Raw genomic sequence first — 15,047 nt, 5'->3', positions numbered from 1 at the left:
TTTCTGATACTGAGGATCAGCCGATCGGAACCATCAGCCGTAGCGACGAGAGCGAGAGTGAAACAAAGCCCGGCTCATATTCCTCGCGAAAGTGAAGCGCACTTGTGTCGACCGCCAGCCCTTCCGCGGCGATCCAGTCGAACATCCGCTGATAATGCGCGAAAGCGTCACCATCGTCAGGGTGATGCATGGCGCTGACGAAGCGCATGGCCGGCAGGTCGACGTAACCAGGATGGCTGGTCGCTTCCGCCGTCTGCGAAACGAAGCCGACGAGGTAGCGGAAGCCGTCCGGACGATCGTTCCAGGACAGGCCGACGAGCGTCGGATGCTCCTTCGGATGCAGTCGCAGATGATGCTCCTGCATCGCCGCGATCAGGCGGCGAACCGCACCATCCGCCGCCTCCCCGAAAGTCCCCTCCCAGAACGAACCCGCGATCCGCTGCGCTGGTCTTTCCACGATTTCGAACACGGTTGTCACCTCTTGCGAGACTACAGCGCCGCGCGTCATGTACGACGCGCAAAGGACGCTGTAACACTTCAAACTCGCGGCATATTTTCCCCTTAAATCGATACCGCCTTAAGGAACTTTGCAGTGAAATGGGCGCCGTCTCCGGTAACCGCATCTATTGATAGTCCAGTTGCACTGAATGGCAATCGCCTTTGCCGAGCCGGCCGTCAGAGCAAATCGACGAAGGCGCGCGCCGCTCGGCTGAACTGGCGGTCGCGATGCGTCAGCAGTTCGAAGCTGCGTTCCGCAAGCTCGAACGGCAGTTCCACGAGCCGGCCGCTATCGACGAAGGGCTGGGCGGCAAGCTTCGAGACGGCGGTGATGAAGGGACCGCTCTCGACGGCCGTCAGCACCGCCTCGTTCGACGGAAGCTCGAGTTCGACCTTCAGCTGATCAATATCCGCACCATGCGCCTGCATCGATTGCAGGAACATTGCCCGCGTCCCCGATCCTTCTTCGCGCAGCATCCAGCGCGCGGAAAGCAGCGCGTCAAGATTGACTGGCCCGCCGGCAAGCGCATGGCCGGGCGGCGCATAGATGGCGATGCGATCGACCGCCACGCTGCGATGGTCCAGCTTCTCCGCATCGACCCTGCCCTCGACGAAACCGAGCTGCGCTGTTCCTTCCTCGACCGCCTCGGCGACAACCGCCGTGTTGCGCACGGTCAGCTTCACGTCGATGTGCGGATAATCATGGGTGAAGCGCGCGAGACGGGCGGGCAGCCAGTAGCTTGCCACCGTCTGGCTTGCGGCGATCACAAGCGTGCCGCGGCGCAGATCGGACAGATCGTTGAGGCAGGCGGTTGCCGCCATGGCCCGCGCGAGAACGGCTTTCGCCTCAGGCAGAAAGGCTGTCCCAGCCTCCGTCAACGCCAACCCACGGCCGACCCGATCGAACAACCTGACGTCGTGCTGCGTTTCAAGCGCGGCGATCGCCGCACTGGCGGCCGACTGCGTGACGTTCATTGCCTCAGCGGCGCGCGTCATATGCAGGCGCTCCGCGACAGCTACAAAAATGCGAAGTTGGTCGAGGGTCATAGAAAATCAATCGCAAAAACCGATCAGATTGACAAGAACAATCCGTTAGACAGATTTATCAATCGGACTAGGTTGCGGCCATGTCCACATCGCATCCCCCATCGAGCGCCCCCGCATCCACGCTCCTTTCCCGCATAGCGCGCATCGCGCCGGGTTTGATCCTCTGTTGCCTCATAGCACTCGCCGCCTTCGGCCTTGAACGGTTCGAGGCGCGTTGGACCGGTCGGCCATGGCTGGAAGCGCTGGTTATCGCCATCCTTCTCGGCGCCTTCCTGCGCGCCTTCTGGACGCCCGGCGATCGCTGGATGGCCGGCATCCGCTTTTCCTCCAAGCTGCTGCTGGAGGCGGCGATCGTCCTGATCGGCGCAACGCTCAGCTTCAAGGCGATCCTGGCCAGCGGCCCGCTGCTGCTGGCCACCATCGTCGGTATCGTCTTTCTCTCGATCGTCTCCGGCTATCTGATCGCGCGGTTGCTTGGCCTGCCGAAGCGAATGGCGACGCTGATTGCCTGCGGCAATGCCATCTGCGGCAACTCGGCGATCGCCGCCGTCGCACCGGCAATCGGTGCGGAAGGCGATGAAGTCGCCGCCGCCATTTCGTTCACCGCGATCCTCGGCATTGCCGTCGTCCTGTCCCTGCCGTTGATCGGCGGCTGGTTCGGCATGTCGCCCTATGGCTTCGGCGTGCTGGCCGGCATGACCGTCTATGCCGTGCCGCAAGTGCTGGCGGCGGCCGCTCCGTTCAGCGCGCTGTCCGTGCAGGTCGGCACGCTGGTCAAGCTCGTTCGCGTGCTGATGCTTGGCCCGGTCGTGCTGTGCTTCTCGATCATCAACCGCGAAGGAGAAACCCATCCGCTGGCGCCAAGCCTGCCCGCCGGCAAGCGCCGTGCCCGCCTCGCCACGTTTGCGCATTTCGTCCCGTGGTTCATTCTCGGGTTCCTCGCCGTCGCGGTGGCCCGAAACAGCGGAATGATCCCTGACGCGGCCGCCACTGGCGCTGCGCGCCTCGCCACATGGCTGACCGTCATCGCCATGGCGGCACTCGGCCTGGAAGTCGACATCCGCAAGCTGGCCGACGCCGGCCCGCGCGCCAGTGCCGCCGCCATGCTGTCGCTTCTGGTGCTGGCCGGCTTGGCAGCCGCAGCGATCACCGTTTTCGGTCTCGGCTAGTCTCCCGGGCGCGCCCAAATTTCAAGCATTTGCTTATTTTCTAAGACGCCGAGATCGAGCCGCATTCGGTGGCAGACCGCCACCGCCCCATTGTTGGGCATCTCTTTCCCCGCAAGAGCCGGAATAGCGCGCCAAAACTTTCTTGTCCCGCGACTGTGCACGCTTCTTGCATTGCATCCAGCGTTGTACTCAAATGGTCAAAAATAAGGGGACCACGCCTTTGGCATTTGACGAAATGATGAATGCGGACAGCAGTCCGCGCCAGCCATATTCGACCTATCATGAATGGTATGCCAGCCAGGACAGAAATCGGCTCATAACGAAATCAAAGGACGCCGAGAATATCTTCCGGAAAACCGGCATCACCTTCGCAGTCTACGGACACGCAGACTCCTCCGAAAAACTCATCCCCTTCGACCTCATCCCCCGCATCATTTCCGGCCGAGAATGGCGCAAGCTCGCCCAGGGCATCGAACAGCGGGTCATCGCGCTCAACGCCTTTCTCGATGACATCTACCACAAGCAGGAGATCATCCGCGCCGGCCGCGTGCCACGCGAGCTGATCGAGAAGAACGTGGCCTTCCTGCCGCAGATGATCGGCTTCCGGCCGCCGGGCGGCGTCTACACCCATATCGTCGGCACCGACATCGTGCGCACCGGCGAGGATCAGTTCTACGTACTCGAGGACAATGCCCGCACGCCGTCAGGCGTCAGCTACATGCTGGAAAACCGCGAAACGATGATGCAGATGTTCCCAGAACTCTTCCATCAGAACCGCGTGCGCCCGGTCGAAAACTATCCCTACCTCTTGCGCCAGAGCCTGGCGTCGCTGGCGCCTCCCGGCTGCAGTGGCAAGCCGCGCGTTGCCGTTCTTACCCCCGGCATCTACAACTCCGCCTATTACGAACATGCTTTCCTCGCCGACATGATGGGCGTCGAACTGGTCGAGGGGTCGGACCTGCGCGTCATTGACGGCAAGGTGAAGATGCGCACCACGCGCGGCTACGAGGCGATCGACGTGCTCTATCGCCGCGTCGACGACGACTTCCTCGATCCTCTGACATTTCGGCCGGAGTCTGCGCTCGGCGTTCCCGGCATCATGGATGTCTACCGTGCCGGCAACATCACCATCGCCAATGCGCCGGGCACCGGCATTTCCGACGACAAGGCGATCTATTCCTACATGCCCGAAATCGTCGAGTTCTACACCGGCCGCAAGCCGCTGCTTGAAAACGTGCCGACCTGGCGCTGTTCCGAGCCGCAGAGCCTCAAATACGTGCTCGAACACCTGGAAGAACTGGTGGTCAAGGAGGTGCACGGCTCCGGCGGCTACGGCATGCTGGTCGGCCCGACCGCCAGCAAGAAGGAGCGCGCCCTCTTCGCTGAAAAGCTGAAAGCCCGCCCGACCAACTACATCGCCCAGCCGACGCTGTCGCTGTCGACCGTGCCCATCCTCGTCAACAAAGGCATCGCGCCCCGGCATGTGGATCTTCGTCCCTATGTCCTTGTCTCCGACAAGGTGCAGATCATTCCCGGTGGCCTGACGCGCGTCGCCCTCAAGGCTGGTTCACTCGTCGTGAACTCCAGCCAGGGCGGCGGGACCAAGGACACCTGGGTACTGGAGGACTGAGACCATGTTGGGAAGAACTGCAAACGGTCTCTACTGGATGTTCCGCTACATTGAACGCGCCGAAAACAGCGCCCGGCTGATCGACGCCGGCCTGCGCATGGCCCTGACCCGCAGCGGGGCGACGGAGGGTGATTGGGACGGCGTGCTGCAAAGCGCCGGCGTGCGCGAACTTTACGACGAAGTGCACGAAACGCTGACGAGCATCGACGCCATCGACTTCCTGCTGCGCGACCGCGCCAATCCGTCGAGCGTGATGTCCTGCATCGAGGCGGGTCGCCACAACGCCCGCATGGTTCGCACGGCACTGACGCGCGAAACCTGGGAAGCAACCAACGAATGCTACCTCGAGATGAAAGCGATGCTCTCCAAGAAGGCGCGCCCGACCGACATGCCGGAGATCATCGATACGATCAAGCGTCGTGCCGGCCTCATCCGCGGCGCCTTCCACGGCACCATGCTCAGGAACGAGATCTTCAACTTCTCGCGCATCGGCACCTTCATCGAGCGGGCCGACAACACCGCGCGCATCCTCGACGTCAAATACTACGTGCTGCTGCCGGCGGTCGCCGCCGTCGGCTCGTCGATGGACAACGTGCAGTGGGAATCGATCCTGCGCTCGGTCTCGGCCCACCGCGCCTATGGCTGGGTCTATGACGCCGAGCTGAAGCCGGCCAACATCGCCGATTTCCTGATCTCCAACGGTCGCATGCCGCGATCGCTCGCCTATTGCTACGAGAAGATCGCCAGCAACCTCGGCTATCTCGAGCGGGAATATGGCGAGCGCCACGAGGCGCACGAAACGGCGGAGCGCACGCTGGCGGCGCTGCGCAGCCGCTCGATCACCGACATCATGGACCAGGGCCTGCACGAATATCTCGAGGATTTCATCAGCCAGAACAACCGTCTGGGGCAGGAAATCTCCGACGGTTATCGCTTCAACTGAGTTTCGGGAGAACAGCATGCACCTGAAAATCAGCCATACGACCGAATACCACTACGACGAGCCGGTGCAGTATGCGCTGCAGCGGCTGCGCCTCACGCCGATCACGGGGGTCGGCCAGACCGTGCTCGGCTGGCAGACGCTCATCGACGGCGCGGCGATCGAGGTGAGCTACGACGATCACTTCGGCAACCGCGTCCATCTCGTCAGTGTTGACGGCGACCGAGAGGCGATCCACATCACCGCGAGCGGCGAGGTCCACACCGAGGATCGCGCCGGTGTCTTCGGGCCGCACCAGTCCTACGTGCCGCTTTGGCTCTATGCCCGCGAAACGCCGCTGACCAAGGCGGGCAAGCTGATCCGCGATCTGGCGAAATCGGCCGAGGGCGAGACCGATCTTGCCCGCATGCACGCGCTGATGGCGATGATCCATGAGGCGGTGGAGTACAAGGCCGGCGAAACCCACGCGGAGACGGCGGCCGAGGATGCGCTGGAGAGCGGCCATGGCGTCTGCCAGGATCATGCCCATATCATGATCTCGGCGGCCCGCTCGCTCGACATGCCGGCGCGCTACATCTCGGGCTACCTGATGATGGAGGGGCAACCGGAGCAGAGCGCAAGCCACGCCTGGGCCGAGGTGCATCTGCCCGGCCTTGGCTGGGTCGGCTTCGATGCGGCCAACAAGATCTGCCCGGACGATCGTTATGTGCGCATCGCGTCTGGCCTCTGCTACCGCGATGCCGCCCCGATATCCGGCCTGATCCACGGTGAAGCAAACGAGACGCTGAAGGTATCGGTGACCGTCGAGCAGCAGGCGCAAAACCAGAGCCAGACGCAAAGTCAGTAGGATGTCCTGCCACCAGCCAAAGCCCTCATCGCCGGTTGGGGCTGCAACTGCACGGCATTGTGGCCTACGACACTGGAGACCTTACCAACGGCCCAAAAAAGCCGACGATACGTGTTAATCGCTCCTGGCCAGGGTCGAGGAATGCGATGTCCAAACCCTCAGGGAAGGATGACCCATCAGGCATCACAAACTTCCACCCGAAGCGGGCGATCCCATGATGAACATCGACGTCGCTTGTCCGTATGATGCGTGCACCGGGATGCTTGGCCTGAATTCCTGCGATGTGCGCGAGCAATTCTTCTGCGCCGGCAGCATGAACTGTTGGATCAGTGTACGTGGCGCCATCGCTCCAGATCGGTAACAGCAACGCCCGCCGCTGCTGGGCGTCCTCCTTCGACCAGGCAGCACAATACGAATCGATGAGATGAGTTAAAGGCATTCTATTCCGCTCCTGTAGATCATTGGTCTGACTACAGCGCCGCGCGTCTTATCAGACGCGCAAAGGTCGCTGTAGCATTTTGAATTGCTGCATGTTTTCAGCCTTAAATCGGCTACGATTTAAGGAAACATGCGGTAGACCCATGCTCGGACGACAAGGCCCGAGCGCATCCTGCTTCGTTTGCCGCAAACAGCTGACAGCCATACGGCCAACTGCCGCGACGGTCGCGCCGGCAGCAGCCAACGGCCTGATCTTTTCTGTTGTCCTGTTCCAGATCGTCGTGCGGTATCCAGCCTGAATCAGTGCGAGAGCGAGCGCCGATCCCATACGACCGGCTCCCAAAACACGGATTGCAGGCTTCATTCCGACACTCCATATTGAGCCGCGCAATGCTCGGCACGCTTGCCGTTGGAGGAAACCTACGATGTGGACGGTGTGACGCCAATACGCACGGAGCCGTAAGTGGTTACCAGCCGGTAAGGAGAAAGAGATGAACAAGCCTGCGGACAACGGCTTTTCGACAGCCATGAAGATGGTCGCGGGTAAGTGGAAGATAAACATCCTTTGCGAGCTCGGCGTCGCGCCCCGCAGGTTTGGCCGGCTGCGACAGTCGATCCCGGCGATCAGTGAAAAGATGCTGACGCAGCAATTGCGCGAACTGGAGGCTGACGGGCTTGTGAACCGAAAAGTCTATCCGGGATCTCCGACCAAGGTCGTCTATTCGTTGACGGAAAGCGGAGCAGCACTCAACGCAGGAGCAGAGGGACTATGCCACTGGGCTGAACAATTCCCATCCCGTGCCGATGCTTAAGGCCGCTGCACAACCATGCTTAACTGGCTCTTCAGAGAACAGCATAGCTCAGCCGACACGGTACTGTCGCACCGCAATCACGGTGCGACATTCGTAGGAGCATGGGCCTACTGCATAATTCCTTAAATCGGAAACGATTTAAGGAGAAAATTATGCAGCAAGCTTAAGGTGTTACAGCGTCCTAAGCGCGTCATGTCTGACGCGCGGCGCTGTAAAGCACGAGAGGTCAATCCGCTCTCGCGCCGCGCGCTTAGTGGCTGTCGCGTTCGACGACGGAACCGCGCGCGCCGACGAGGAAGTCGAGGTCGGCGCCGGTATCGGCCTGCATGACCGTGTTGACGTAAAGACCGCCATAACCGCCCTTTTGCGGCTTTACCGGCGATACCCAGGCCGCGCGGCGGCGGGCCAGTTCCTCGTCGGAAACGTCGAGCCGGATGGTGCGGGCCGGAACGTCGACGGCAATCATGTCGCCGTTCTCAACCAGCGCCAGAGGGCCGCCGGCGGCAGCTTCCGGCGCGGTGTGCAGGATGACGGTGCCATAGGCGGTGCCCGACATGCGCGCATCGGAAATGCGGATCATGTCGGTGATGCCCTTCTTCAGCACCTTCGGCGGCAGACCCATGTTGCCGACCTCGGCCATGCCAGGATAGCCCTTCGGGCCGCAATATTTCAGCACCATCACGCAGGTCTCGTCGATGTCGAGATCGTCGCGGTTGATGCGGGCGTGATAGTCCTCGATGCTTTCGAAGACGACGGCGCGGCCCGTGTGCTGCATCAGGTGCGGCGATGCCGCCGAGGGCTTCAGCACGCAGCCCTTGGGCGCGAGATTGCCGCGCAGCACGGCGATGCCGCCCGACTGCGTCAGCGCCTTTTCGCGCGGCACGATGACGTCGTCATTGTAGTTGGTGACGTCCTTGACGCCGCTCCAGATCGTATCGCCGGTAACCGTCAAGGCATCCTTGTGCAAGAGACCCATTTCGCCGACGGCTTTGATGACCACGGGCAGACCGCCTGCGTAGTAGAATTCTTCCATCAGGTGCTTGCCCGACGGCTGCAGGTTGACGATCGTCGGCACGTCGCGGCCGAGCCGGTCCCAGTCGTCGAGCGTCAGCTCGACACCGATGCGGCCGGCAAGCGCCAGAAGATGCAGCACGGCATTGGTCGAGCCGCCGACCGCGCCGTTGACGCGGATGGCATTCTCGAACGCTTCCCTCGTCAGGATGTCGGACGGTTTCAGATCTTCCTTGACCATGTCGACGATACGACGGCCGGAAAGCTGGGAGATCACCCGTCGGCGAGCGTCGACGGCGGGGATTGCCGCATTGCCGGGAAGCGTCATGCCAAGTGCTTCCGCCATCGACGCCATGGTCGAGGCCGTGCCCATGGTCATGCAGCTGCCGGCCGAACGGGCCATGCCCTGTTCCGCGTCCATGAACTCGTCCAGCGACATCTCGCCGGACTTCACCATTTCGGAAAACTGCCAGATGGCCGTGCCGGAGCCGACATCCTTGCCGCGCCACTTGCCGTTCAGCATCGGACCGCCGGAAACGAGAATGACCGGGATGTCGACGCTGGCTGCACCCATCAGCAGGCTCGGCGTGGTCTTGTCGCAGCCGCCGAGCAGTACGACGCCATCGACCGGATTGCCGCGGATCGCCTCTTCGACGTCCATGGCCGCCAGGTTGCGGAACATCATCGCCGTCGGCCGCAGCGTGCTCTCGCCCACGGAAAAGACCGGGAATTCGACCGGGAAGCCACCAGCCTCGTAGACACCGCGCTTCACCCGCTCGGCGAGATCACGCAGATGCGCGTTGCAAGGCGTCAGCTCCGACCAGGTGTTACAGATGCCGATGATCGGCCGGCCGTCGAAGGTGTCGGCGGGCAGTCCCTGGTTCTTCATCCAGGAGCGGTGCATGATGGCATTCTTGCCCGTGCCGCCGAACCATTCCTGCGAACGCAACTTGCGCGGCCACTCAGCTTTCTTCTTCATCTTATCTTTCCTTAAGCGGCCCGCGCCGAAACGCGGGCCTGGACGGCGCCCTCTAAGCCAGGGTGTAGGCCGTCTTGACGGTTGTGTAGAATTCGGCGGCGTAGCGACCCTGCTCGCGCGAGCCATGGGAGGAGCCCTTGCGGCCACCGAAGGGCACGTGGAAATCGACGCCGGCGGTCGGCAGGTTGACCATCACCATACCGGCCTCGGCATTGCGCTTGAAATGCGTCGCATGTTTCAGGCTGGTGGTGGCAATGCCCGACGACAGCCCGAACGGCGTGTCGTTGGCCACGCTGAGCGCCTCGTCATAGTCCTTCACCCGGATCACCGAAGCGACCGGTCCGAAGATTTCCTCGCGAGAGATACGCATCTGATTGGTTGCCTCGGTAAACAGCGCCGGCTGCAGGTAGAAGCCGGGCGTGTCGCGCTTCAGAAGCTCGCCACCGAAGGCGAGTCTGGCGCCTTCCTGCTGGCCGATGGCGATATAGTCGGTGTCCTGGTTGAGCTGGCTCTGGTCGACCACCGGGCCGATATGGGTGCCGGCCTTGAGCGCATCGTCGATGACGAGACCCTGCATGCGCTCGCCCATCGCCGCGACGAAGCGGTCGTGAATGCCTTCGGTGACGATCACCCGCGACGAGGCGGTGCAGCGCTGGCCGGTGGAGAAGAAGGCGGAGTTGACGGCGGCTTCGACGGCAACGCCGAGATCGGCATCGTCGAGCACCACGAACGGGTTCTTGCCGCCCATTTCCAGCTGGTACTTGCGATTGTGCTCGACCGAGGCCAGCGCGACGCGTTTGCCGGTGCCGGTCGAGCCGGTAAAGGTGATCGCCTGGATGTCGGGACCGTCGAGCATCGTCTGGCCGACGACCGAGCCCTTGCCCATCACCAGGTTCAACACACCCTTCGGCAGGCCGGCGCGCACGAGAATGTCGACAATCGCCCATGAGCAGCCGGGCACCAGTTCGGCCGGCTTGAAGACGATGGTGTTGCCGTAGCAGAGCGCCGGGGCGATCTTCCAGGCGGGAATGGCGATCGGGAAATTCCACGGCGTGATGATGCCGACGACGCCGACCGGCTCGCGGGTGATCTCGACGCCGATGTTCGGACGCACCGAGGGGATGATCTCGCCGGCCAGCCTGAGCGCCTCACCGGCGAAGAAGTCGAAGATCTGGCCCGCACGCACCGTTTCGCCGATGCCCTCGGCCAATGTCTTGCCCTCTTCACGCGACAGCAGCCGACCGAGTTCGTCCTTGCGCGCCAAAATCTCGTCGGCGGTCTTTCGCAGGATGGCGTGGCGTTCGAGGATGCCGGAGCGCGACCAGGCCGGAAATGCCGCCTTGGCGGCGGCAATCGCCGCCTTCGCATCCTCGGCCGAGGCGCGGGCATACTCCCCGATCACGTCGTTGGTGTCGGACGGATTGATATTGGCAACGCCATCCCCGCCAACCCACTCGCCGGCAATCAGGTTCTGGTGCAATGTCATGGGCCTCAGCCTCCTTCATCTTCTTTTCGCGGGTAGCCGCTCCTCAGCGGCCTGCCGCTGGCATACCAGATATATCAGAGCTGATGTATGGCGACCTGTTCGTCGGCGGCGATCGCAAGCGGGTTGCGCAGGGGAAGACCGAATTCGGCTGCCTCGATCTCGAAGACATCCCCCTCCTCGGTGCGGATACCGTCGCCGAAGGAAAGCGTTGCCGTGCCGAACATGTGCACGTGGACGTCGCCCGGCTGGCGAAACAGGCCGTATTTGAAGTGGTGGTGTTCAAGGTTGGCAAAGCTGTGCGACATGTTGGCTTCGCCCGACAGGAACGGCTTTTCCCAAAGGACTTCACCGCCACGCAGAATGCGCGAGGTGCCTCTGATATCCTCCGGCGCTGCACCGACACGGATTTCCGGTCCAAAGCTCGCCTGGCGCAGCTTCGAGTGGGCGAGCCAGAGATAGTTGACCCGCTCGGTCTTGTGGTCGGAAAACTCATTGGCAACGGCAAAGCCGATGCGGAACGGCACACCCTTGTCGGAAATGACATAGATGCCGGCCATCTCCGGCTCCTCGCCGCCGTCTTCAGCAAAGGCGGGAGAAACGAGCGCCGAGCCGGGCGCCACAGCCGAAGTGCCGTTGCCCTTGTAGAACCATTCCGGCTGCACGCCGGTTTCGCCCGGCTTCGGCTTGCCGCCTTCAAGACCCATGCGGAACATCTTCATCGAGTCGGTCAGCGTTTCCGCCGCCGCCTCGGTGGTCTTCTTGTGCATGGCGTCGCGGGTTGCGGCCGAACCGAGATGTGTCAGCCCCGTTCCGGTCAGATGCAGATGCGCCGGATCGGGGTGGGTGATCGGCGGCAGCAGGCGGCCTTCGGCATAGGCCTTTTCGAGATCGACCACCGCGCCAAGGCCCTTGGCCTCGATCGTGTCCTTGAGGCTGCGCCCGGCATTGGCGGCTTCCAGCGCCAGCGCATAGACGCTCGTCGCACCGGCGACCGCACGGGCCGTTTCACCCGGCGCGCGCACCGCAACCGTTGTCGATCCGTCTTCGTTTCTGATCTGAGAAATCAGCACGATCCTGTCCTTCCTTGCATCGCTCTGGCCTTGCATCGTTCGGGCCCGTTGCACTCACCTGATCTCAGGCAAAACGCCGCCCTCGGGTGACTGTTGCCGCCCAATCCCGACAGCTTCGGCTGTCAACCCTGGCAGCCGAAGCCGCCTGCTCAATGTTACTGGTTCGATCCGGGCTGTTCGGTCTCGTCAGCCCTTGTTCTTGTTGTAGACGTCGAAGAACACGGCAGCGAGCAGTACCAGACCCTTTACAAGTTGCTGGTAGTCGATGCCGAGGCCCATGATCGACATGCCGTTGTTCATCACGCCCATGATGAAAGCGCCGATCACCGCCCCGGTGATCTTGCCGACGCCTCCCGAGGCCGACGCGCCCCCGATGAAACAGGCAGCAATAACGTCGAGCTCGAAGCCGACACCAGCCTTCGGCGTCGCCGAGTTCAATCGGGCGGCGATAATCATGCCGGCAAGCGCCGCGAGCACACCCATGTTGACGAAGGTATAGAAGGTCAGCCGCTCGGTGTTGATGCCCGAGAGTTTCGCCGCCTTGACGTTGCCGCCCATGGCATAGATGCGCCGCCCGATCGTCGAGCGCGTAGTGACAAAGGTGTAGAGCGCAATCAGCACCGCCATGACAACCAGCACGTTCGGCAAGCCACGGTAGGTTGCGAGCTGAAAACCGAAGAAGATTGCAACCGCACTGATGATCAACATCTGCGCAACAAAGAAACCGAAAGGCTCGTTTTCCGTCCCGTGCAACTCGTTCTGCCGACGATGTCCAATAGATTTGTAGATCAACAGCGCGACGGCCACCAAAGCAACGACAAGGGCAAACACGTTGTTTATGGTCCACTGGACCAAAACAAGCTGCGGGTCAGGCCACATAACAGACCATGTGCTGGTATCGATGAGAGACTGCTGGAACTGGATCCATGGTGTGTTGAAGGAAATTGGACCCAAGAACCCGAAAAGGTCTGGCACAAACCCCGTTGAAAGCAGCTGGAAGTCCTTCGGGAATGGGCCGATAGGCCGGTTCTGTAGAACAAGATAGGTCAGACCGCGAAACACAAGCATCCCGGCGAGCGTAACGATGAACGCTGGGATCTTCTGATAGGCAACCCAATAGCCCTGCGCAGCGCCAACCAGTCCGCCAAGGATCAGACACAGCGGCACAACTATGGAGAAGTGCACTCCCCACTTAACCAGCATAATTGCTGATAGACCACCTATGAAGGCAACGATCGAGCCGACCGAAAGGTCGATATGTCCGGCGACGATAATCAAAAGCATGCCCAGCGCCATGATGACGATGAACGAGTTCTGCAAGACCAGGTTCGTCAAGTTGACGGGCTTGAATAGCACGCCCCCAGTCAATATCTGGAAGAACAGCATGATGATCACGAGCGCGATCAAAAGTCCGTACTCACGGATGTTGTTCTTGAGATAGTCCCCGATCGAGGGCTTGTTTATCTGGGTGCTCGTATCGGCGACCATTAGTGTTTCTCCCCTGAACGCATGATGGCACGCATGATGGATTCCTGGCTCGCTTCCGCCTTCGAAAGCTCAGCGACGATGCGGCCCTCATTCATGACGTAGATGCGGTCGCAGGTTCCAAGCAGCTCCGGCATTTCCGATGAAATCATCAGGATGCCTTTGCCCTCGGCTGCAAGCTGGTTGATGATGGTGTAGATCTCATACTTCGCGCCGATATCGATACCGCGTGTCGGCTCGTCGAGAATGAGGACTTCCGGATTGGTGAACAGCCACTTCGACAGCACGACTTTCTGCTGGTTGCCGCCGGAAAGATTGACCGTTTCCTGATAGATCGAGTGCGAGCGGATGCGCAGCTTCGAACGATAGTCGGAGGCGACCTTGACCTCCTTGCGATCGTCGATGACGCCGTTTGACGCCACCGCCTTCAGGTTGGAGAGCGTCGTGTTCTCCTTGATGTTGTTGATCAGCACGAGTCCCAGCTGCTTGCGGTCCTCGGTGACATAGGCAAGGCCGGCGTCGATGGCGCGCGGGATGGTGCTGACGTCGACCGGCTTGCCGCGCATCAGGACGTCGCCGGTGATCTTGTGGCCCCAGGACTTGCCGAAGATGCTCATCGCCGTTTCGGTTCGCCCCGCCCCCATCAGGCCGGCGATGCCGACGACTTCGCCGGCGCGCACGGTGAAGTTGACGTCGTGCAGGAACTGCCGGTCGCGGTGATGCTGGTGGAAAACGTTCCAGTTCTTCACTTCCAGCAGCGTCTCGCCGATCTTGGGCTCGCGCGGAGGATAGCGGTCTTCCATGGCGCGGCCGACCATGCCCTTGATGATCCGGTCTTCACCGATATCCTCGGTCTGACAGTCGAGCGTTTCAACGGTGCCGCCATCGCGCAGAATGGTGATCTGGTCGGCGACTTTGCGGATCTCGTTCAGCTTGTGCGAGATGATGATCGAGGTCATGCCCTGCGCGCGAAACTCCATCAGCAGTTTCAACAGCGCGTCGGAATCGTTTTCGTTGAGCGAGGCGGTCGGCTCGTCGAGGATCAAGAGCCGCACCTTCTTCGACAACGCCTTGGCGATCTCGACCAGTTGCTGCTTGCCGACGCCGATGTCGGTGATCAGCGTCGCCGGCGGCTCGCTCAGGCCCACCTTCTTCAAAAGTTCCTGCGTGCGGGCAAAGGTCTGCGGCCAGTGGATGACGCCCTTGGTGGCGATCTCGTTGCCGAGAAAAATGTTTTCGGCGATCGACAGCAGCGGAACCAGCGCCAGTTCCTGGTGGATGATGATGATGCCGAGATGTTCACTGTCGGAGATGGTCGAGAAACGGCGGGGCTCGCCGTCATAGTAGATCTCGCCTTCGTAGGTGCCGGCGGGATAGACGCCGCTCAGTACCTTCATCAGCGTCGATTTACCGGCACCGTTTTCACCGACCAGAGCGTGGATCTCACCTTCGCGAACCTTGAAGCTGACATTGTCCAGCGCCTTGACGCCCGGAAACGTCTTGGTGATGCCACGCATTTCGAGAATGATATTGTCCATGTTCAGTCATTCCAGCGGCAGTCGGCAAGAGAGTACAGGCTCCCTCACCGGGAAAAAAGGGTCCGCGAAGGATCGCGGACCCCCGATGTGTCATCCG

General features: G+C 61.5%; 14 protein-coding genes. 5 read left to right on the top strand and 9 right to left on the bottom strand.

Going from position 1 to position 15,047, the window contains the following annotated elements:
* Window positions 1-16 precede the first annotated feature (16 nt).
* Together AC244_RS07475 and AC244_RS07470 are read right to left on the bottom strand one after the other, a co-directional pair.
* Window positions 17-469, bottom strand: coding sequence for a GyrI-like domain-containing protein (locus AC244_RS07475; protein ID WP_234716866.1), 453 nt, complete (start codon window positions 467-469; stop codon window positions 17-19).
* 206 nt (window positions 470-675) lie between these two features.
* Window positions 676-1,545: a LysR family transcriptional regulator gene (locus tag AC244_RS07470; RefSeq protein WP_053248139.1), complete on the bottom strand. Its 870-nt coding sequence runs from the start codon at window positions 1,543-1,545 to the stop codon at window positions 676-678.
* 80 nt (window positions 1,546-1,625) lie between these two features.
* On the opposite strand from AC244_RS07470, the gene AC244_RS07465 reads away from it, so the two are divergent.
* The 4 genes from AC244_RS07465 to AC244_RS07450 all read left to right on the top strand — a co-directional run bounded on the left by AC244_RS07465 (window position 1,626) and on the right by AC244_RS07450 (window position 6,131).
* Window positions 1,626-2,714, top strand: a complete 1,089-nt coding sequence (locus AC244_RS07465; protein ID WP_082366764.1) for a YeiH family protein — start codon at window positions 1,626-1,628, stop codon at window positions 2,712-2,714.
* A gap of 235 nt (window positions 2,715-2,949) precedes the next feature.
* Window positions 2,950-4,344 carry a circularly permuted type 2 ATP-grasp protein gene (locus AC244_RS07460; RefSeq protein ID WP_082366763.1) on the top strand — a complete coding sequence of 465 codons (1,395 nt, stop codon included), beginning with the start codon at window positions 2,950-2,952 and terminating at the stop codon, window positions 4,342-4,344.
* A 4-nt stretch (window positions 4,345-4,348) separates the two neighbouring features.
* Complete coding sequence (locus tag AC244_RS07455; protein ID WP_053248137.1) at window positions 4,349-5,287, top strand: alpha-E domain-containing protein; 939 nt, start codon at window positions 4,349-4,351, stop codon at window positions 5,285-5,287.
* A 16-nt stretch (window positions 5,288-5,303) separates the two neighbouring features.
* Window positions 5,304-6,131: a transglutaminase family protein gene (locus tag AC244_RS07450; protein ID WP_053248136.1), complete on the top strand. Its 828-nt coding sequence runs from the start codon at window positions 5,304-5,306 to the stop codon at window positions 6,129-6,131.
* Window positions 6,132-6,195: 64 nt separating this feature from the next.
* On the opposite strand, the gene AC244_RS07445 is transcribed toward AC244_RS07450, so the two are convergent.
* The gene (locus AC244_RS07445; protein ID WP_053248135.1) at window positions 6,196-6,570 is read right to left on the bottom strand and encodes a hypothetical protein; all 375 of its coding nucleotides are present in this window, start codon (window positions 6,568-6,570) and stop codon (window positions 6,196-6,198) included.
* 51 nt (window positions 6,571-6,621) lie between these two features.
* On the bottom strand, window positions 6,622-6,933 hold the full coding sequence (locus tag AC244_RS36280; RefSeq protein WP_152975874.1) for an NAD(P)-binding domain-containing protein: 312 nt from the start codon (window positions 6,931-6,933) through the stop codon (window positions 6,622-6,624).
* A gap of 127 nt (window positions 6,934-7,060) precedes the next feature.
* Between AC244_RS36280 and AC244_RS07440 the strand changes: the two genes are divergently transcribed.
* The gene (locus AC244_RS07440) at window positions 7,061-7,381 is read left to right on the top strand and encodes a winged helix-turn-helix transcriptional regulator (RefSeq protein WP_053248134.1); all 321 of its coding nucleotides are present in this window, start codon (window positions 7,061-7,063) and stop codon (window positions 7,379-7,381) included.
* Between the two features lie 250 nt (window positions 7,382-7,631).
* Here the strand turns inward: AC244_RS07440 and araD are convergent, their stop codons facing one another.
* From araD to mmsA, 5 genes are all read right to left on the bottom strand, one after another.
* Window positions 7,632-9,371, bottom strand: a complete 1,740-nt coding sequence (gene araD / locus AC244_RS07435) for an L-arabinonate dehydratase (protein ID WP_053248133.1) — start codon at window positions 9,369-9,371, stop codon at window positions 7,632-7,634.
* A 52-nt stretch (window positions 9,372-9,423) separates the two neighbouring features.
* Window positions 9,424-10,857, bottom strand: a complete 1,434-nt coding sequence (locus AC244_RS07430; protein WP_053248132.1) for an aldehyde dehydrogenase family protein — start codon at window positions 10,855-10,857, stop codon at window positions 9,424-9,426.
* A 74-nt stretch (window positions 10,858-10,931) separates the two neighbouring features.
* Entirely contained in the window at window positions 10,932-11,927 is a 996-nt protein-coding gene (gene araD1 / locus AC244_RS07425; protein WP_053248420.1) for an AraD1 family protein, read from the bottom strand.
* 186 nt (window positions 11,928-12,113) lie between these two features.
* On the bottom strand, window positions 12,114-13,415 hold the full coding sequence (gene mmsB, locus AC244_RS07420; protein ID WP_053248131.1) for a multiple monosaccharide ABC transporter permease: 1,302 nt from the start codon (window positions 13,413-13,415) through the stop codon (window positions 12,114-12,116).
* Window positions 13,415-14,950, bottom strand: coding sequence for a multiple monosaccharide ABC transporter ATP-binding protein (mmsA, locus tag AC244_RS07415; RefSeq protein WP_053248130.1), 1,536 nt, complete (start codon window positions 14,948-14,950; stop codon window positions 13,415-13,417). Before mmsA ends, mmsB begins: the two co-directional genes overlap by 1 nt.
* Window positions 14,951-15,047 lie beyond the last annotated feature (97 nt).

The organism is Ensifer adhaerens, assembly GCF_001270265.1.
Classification (GTDB): Bacteria; Pseudomonadota; Alphaproteobacteria; order Rhizobiales; family Rhizobiaceae; genus Ensifer; species Ensifer adhaerens_B.
This window is presented reverse-complemented; position numbering and strand designations above follow the sequence as displayed.

Excerpts from the sequence above, each read along its gene's own strand:
- AC244_RS07455 (WP_053248137.1), top strand. The coding sequence starts at position 4,349 with ATGTTGGGAAGAACTGCAAACGGTCTCTACTGGATGTTCCGCTACATT.
- AC244_RS07470 (WP_053248139.1), bottom strand. The coding sequence starts at position 1,545 with ATGACCCTCGACCAACTTCGCATTTTTGTAGCTGTCGCGGAGCGCCTG.
- mmsB (WP_053248131.1), bottom strand. The coding sequence starts at position 13,415 with ATGGTCGCCGATACGAGCACCCAGATAAACAAGCCCTCGATCGGGGAC.
- AC244_RS07430 (WP_053248132.1), bottom strand. The coding sequence starts at position 10,857 with ATGACATTGCACCAGAACCTGATTGCCGGCGAGTGGGTTGGCGGGGAT.
- AC244_RS36280 (WP_152975874.1), bottom strand. The coding sequence starts at position 6,933 with ATGAAGCCTGCAATCCGTGTTTTGGGAGCCGGTCGTATGGGATCGGCG.
- AC244_RS07450 (WP_053248136.1), top strand. The coding sequence starts at position 5,304 with ATGCACCTGAAAATCAGCCATACGACCGAATACCACTACGACGAGCCG.
- AC244_RS07460 (WP_082366763.1), top strand. The coding sequence starts at position 2,950 with ATGATGAATGCGGACAGCAGTCCGCGCCAGCCATATTCGACCTATCAT.
- AC244_RS07445 (WP_053248135.1), bottom strand. The coding sequence starts at position 6,570 with ATGCCTTTAACTCATCTCATCGATTCGTATTGTGCTGCCTGGTCGAAG.
- mmsA (WP_053248130.1), bottom strand. The coding sequence starts at position 14,950 with ATGGACAATATCATTCTCGAAATGCGTGGCATCACCAAGACGTTTCCG.
- araD (WP_053248133.1), bottom strand. The coding sequence starts at position 9,371 with ATGAAGAAGAAAGCTGAGTGGCCGCGCAAGTTGCGTTCGCAGGAATGG.
- AC244_RS07440 (WP_053248134.1), top strand. The coding sequence starts at position 7,061 with ATGAACAAGCCTGCGGACAACGGCTTTTCGACAGCCATGAAGATGGTC.
- AC244_RS07465 (WP_082366764.1), top strand. The coding sequence starts at position 1,626 with ATGTCCACATCGCATCCCCCATCGAGCGCCCCCGCATCCACGCTCCTT.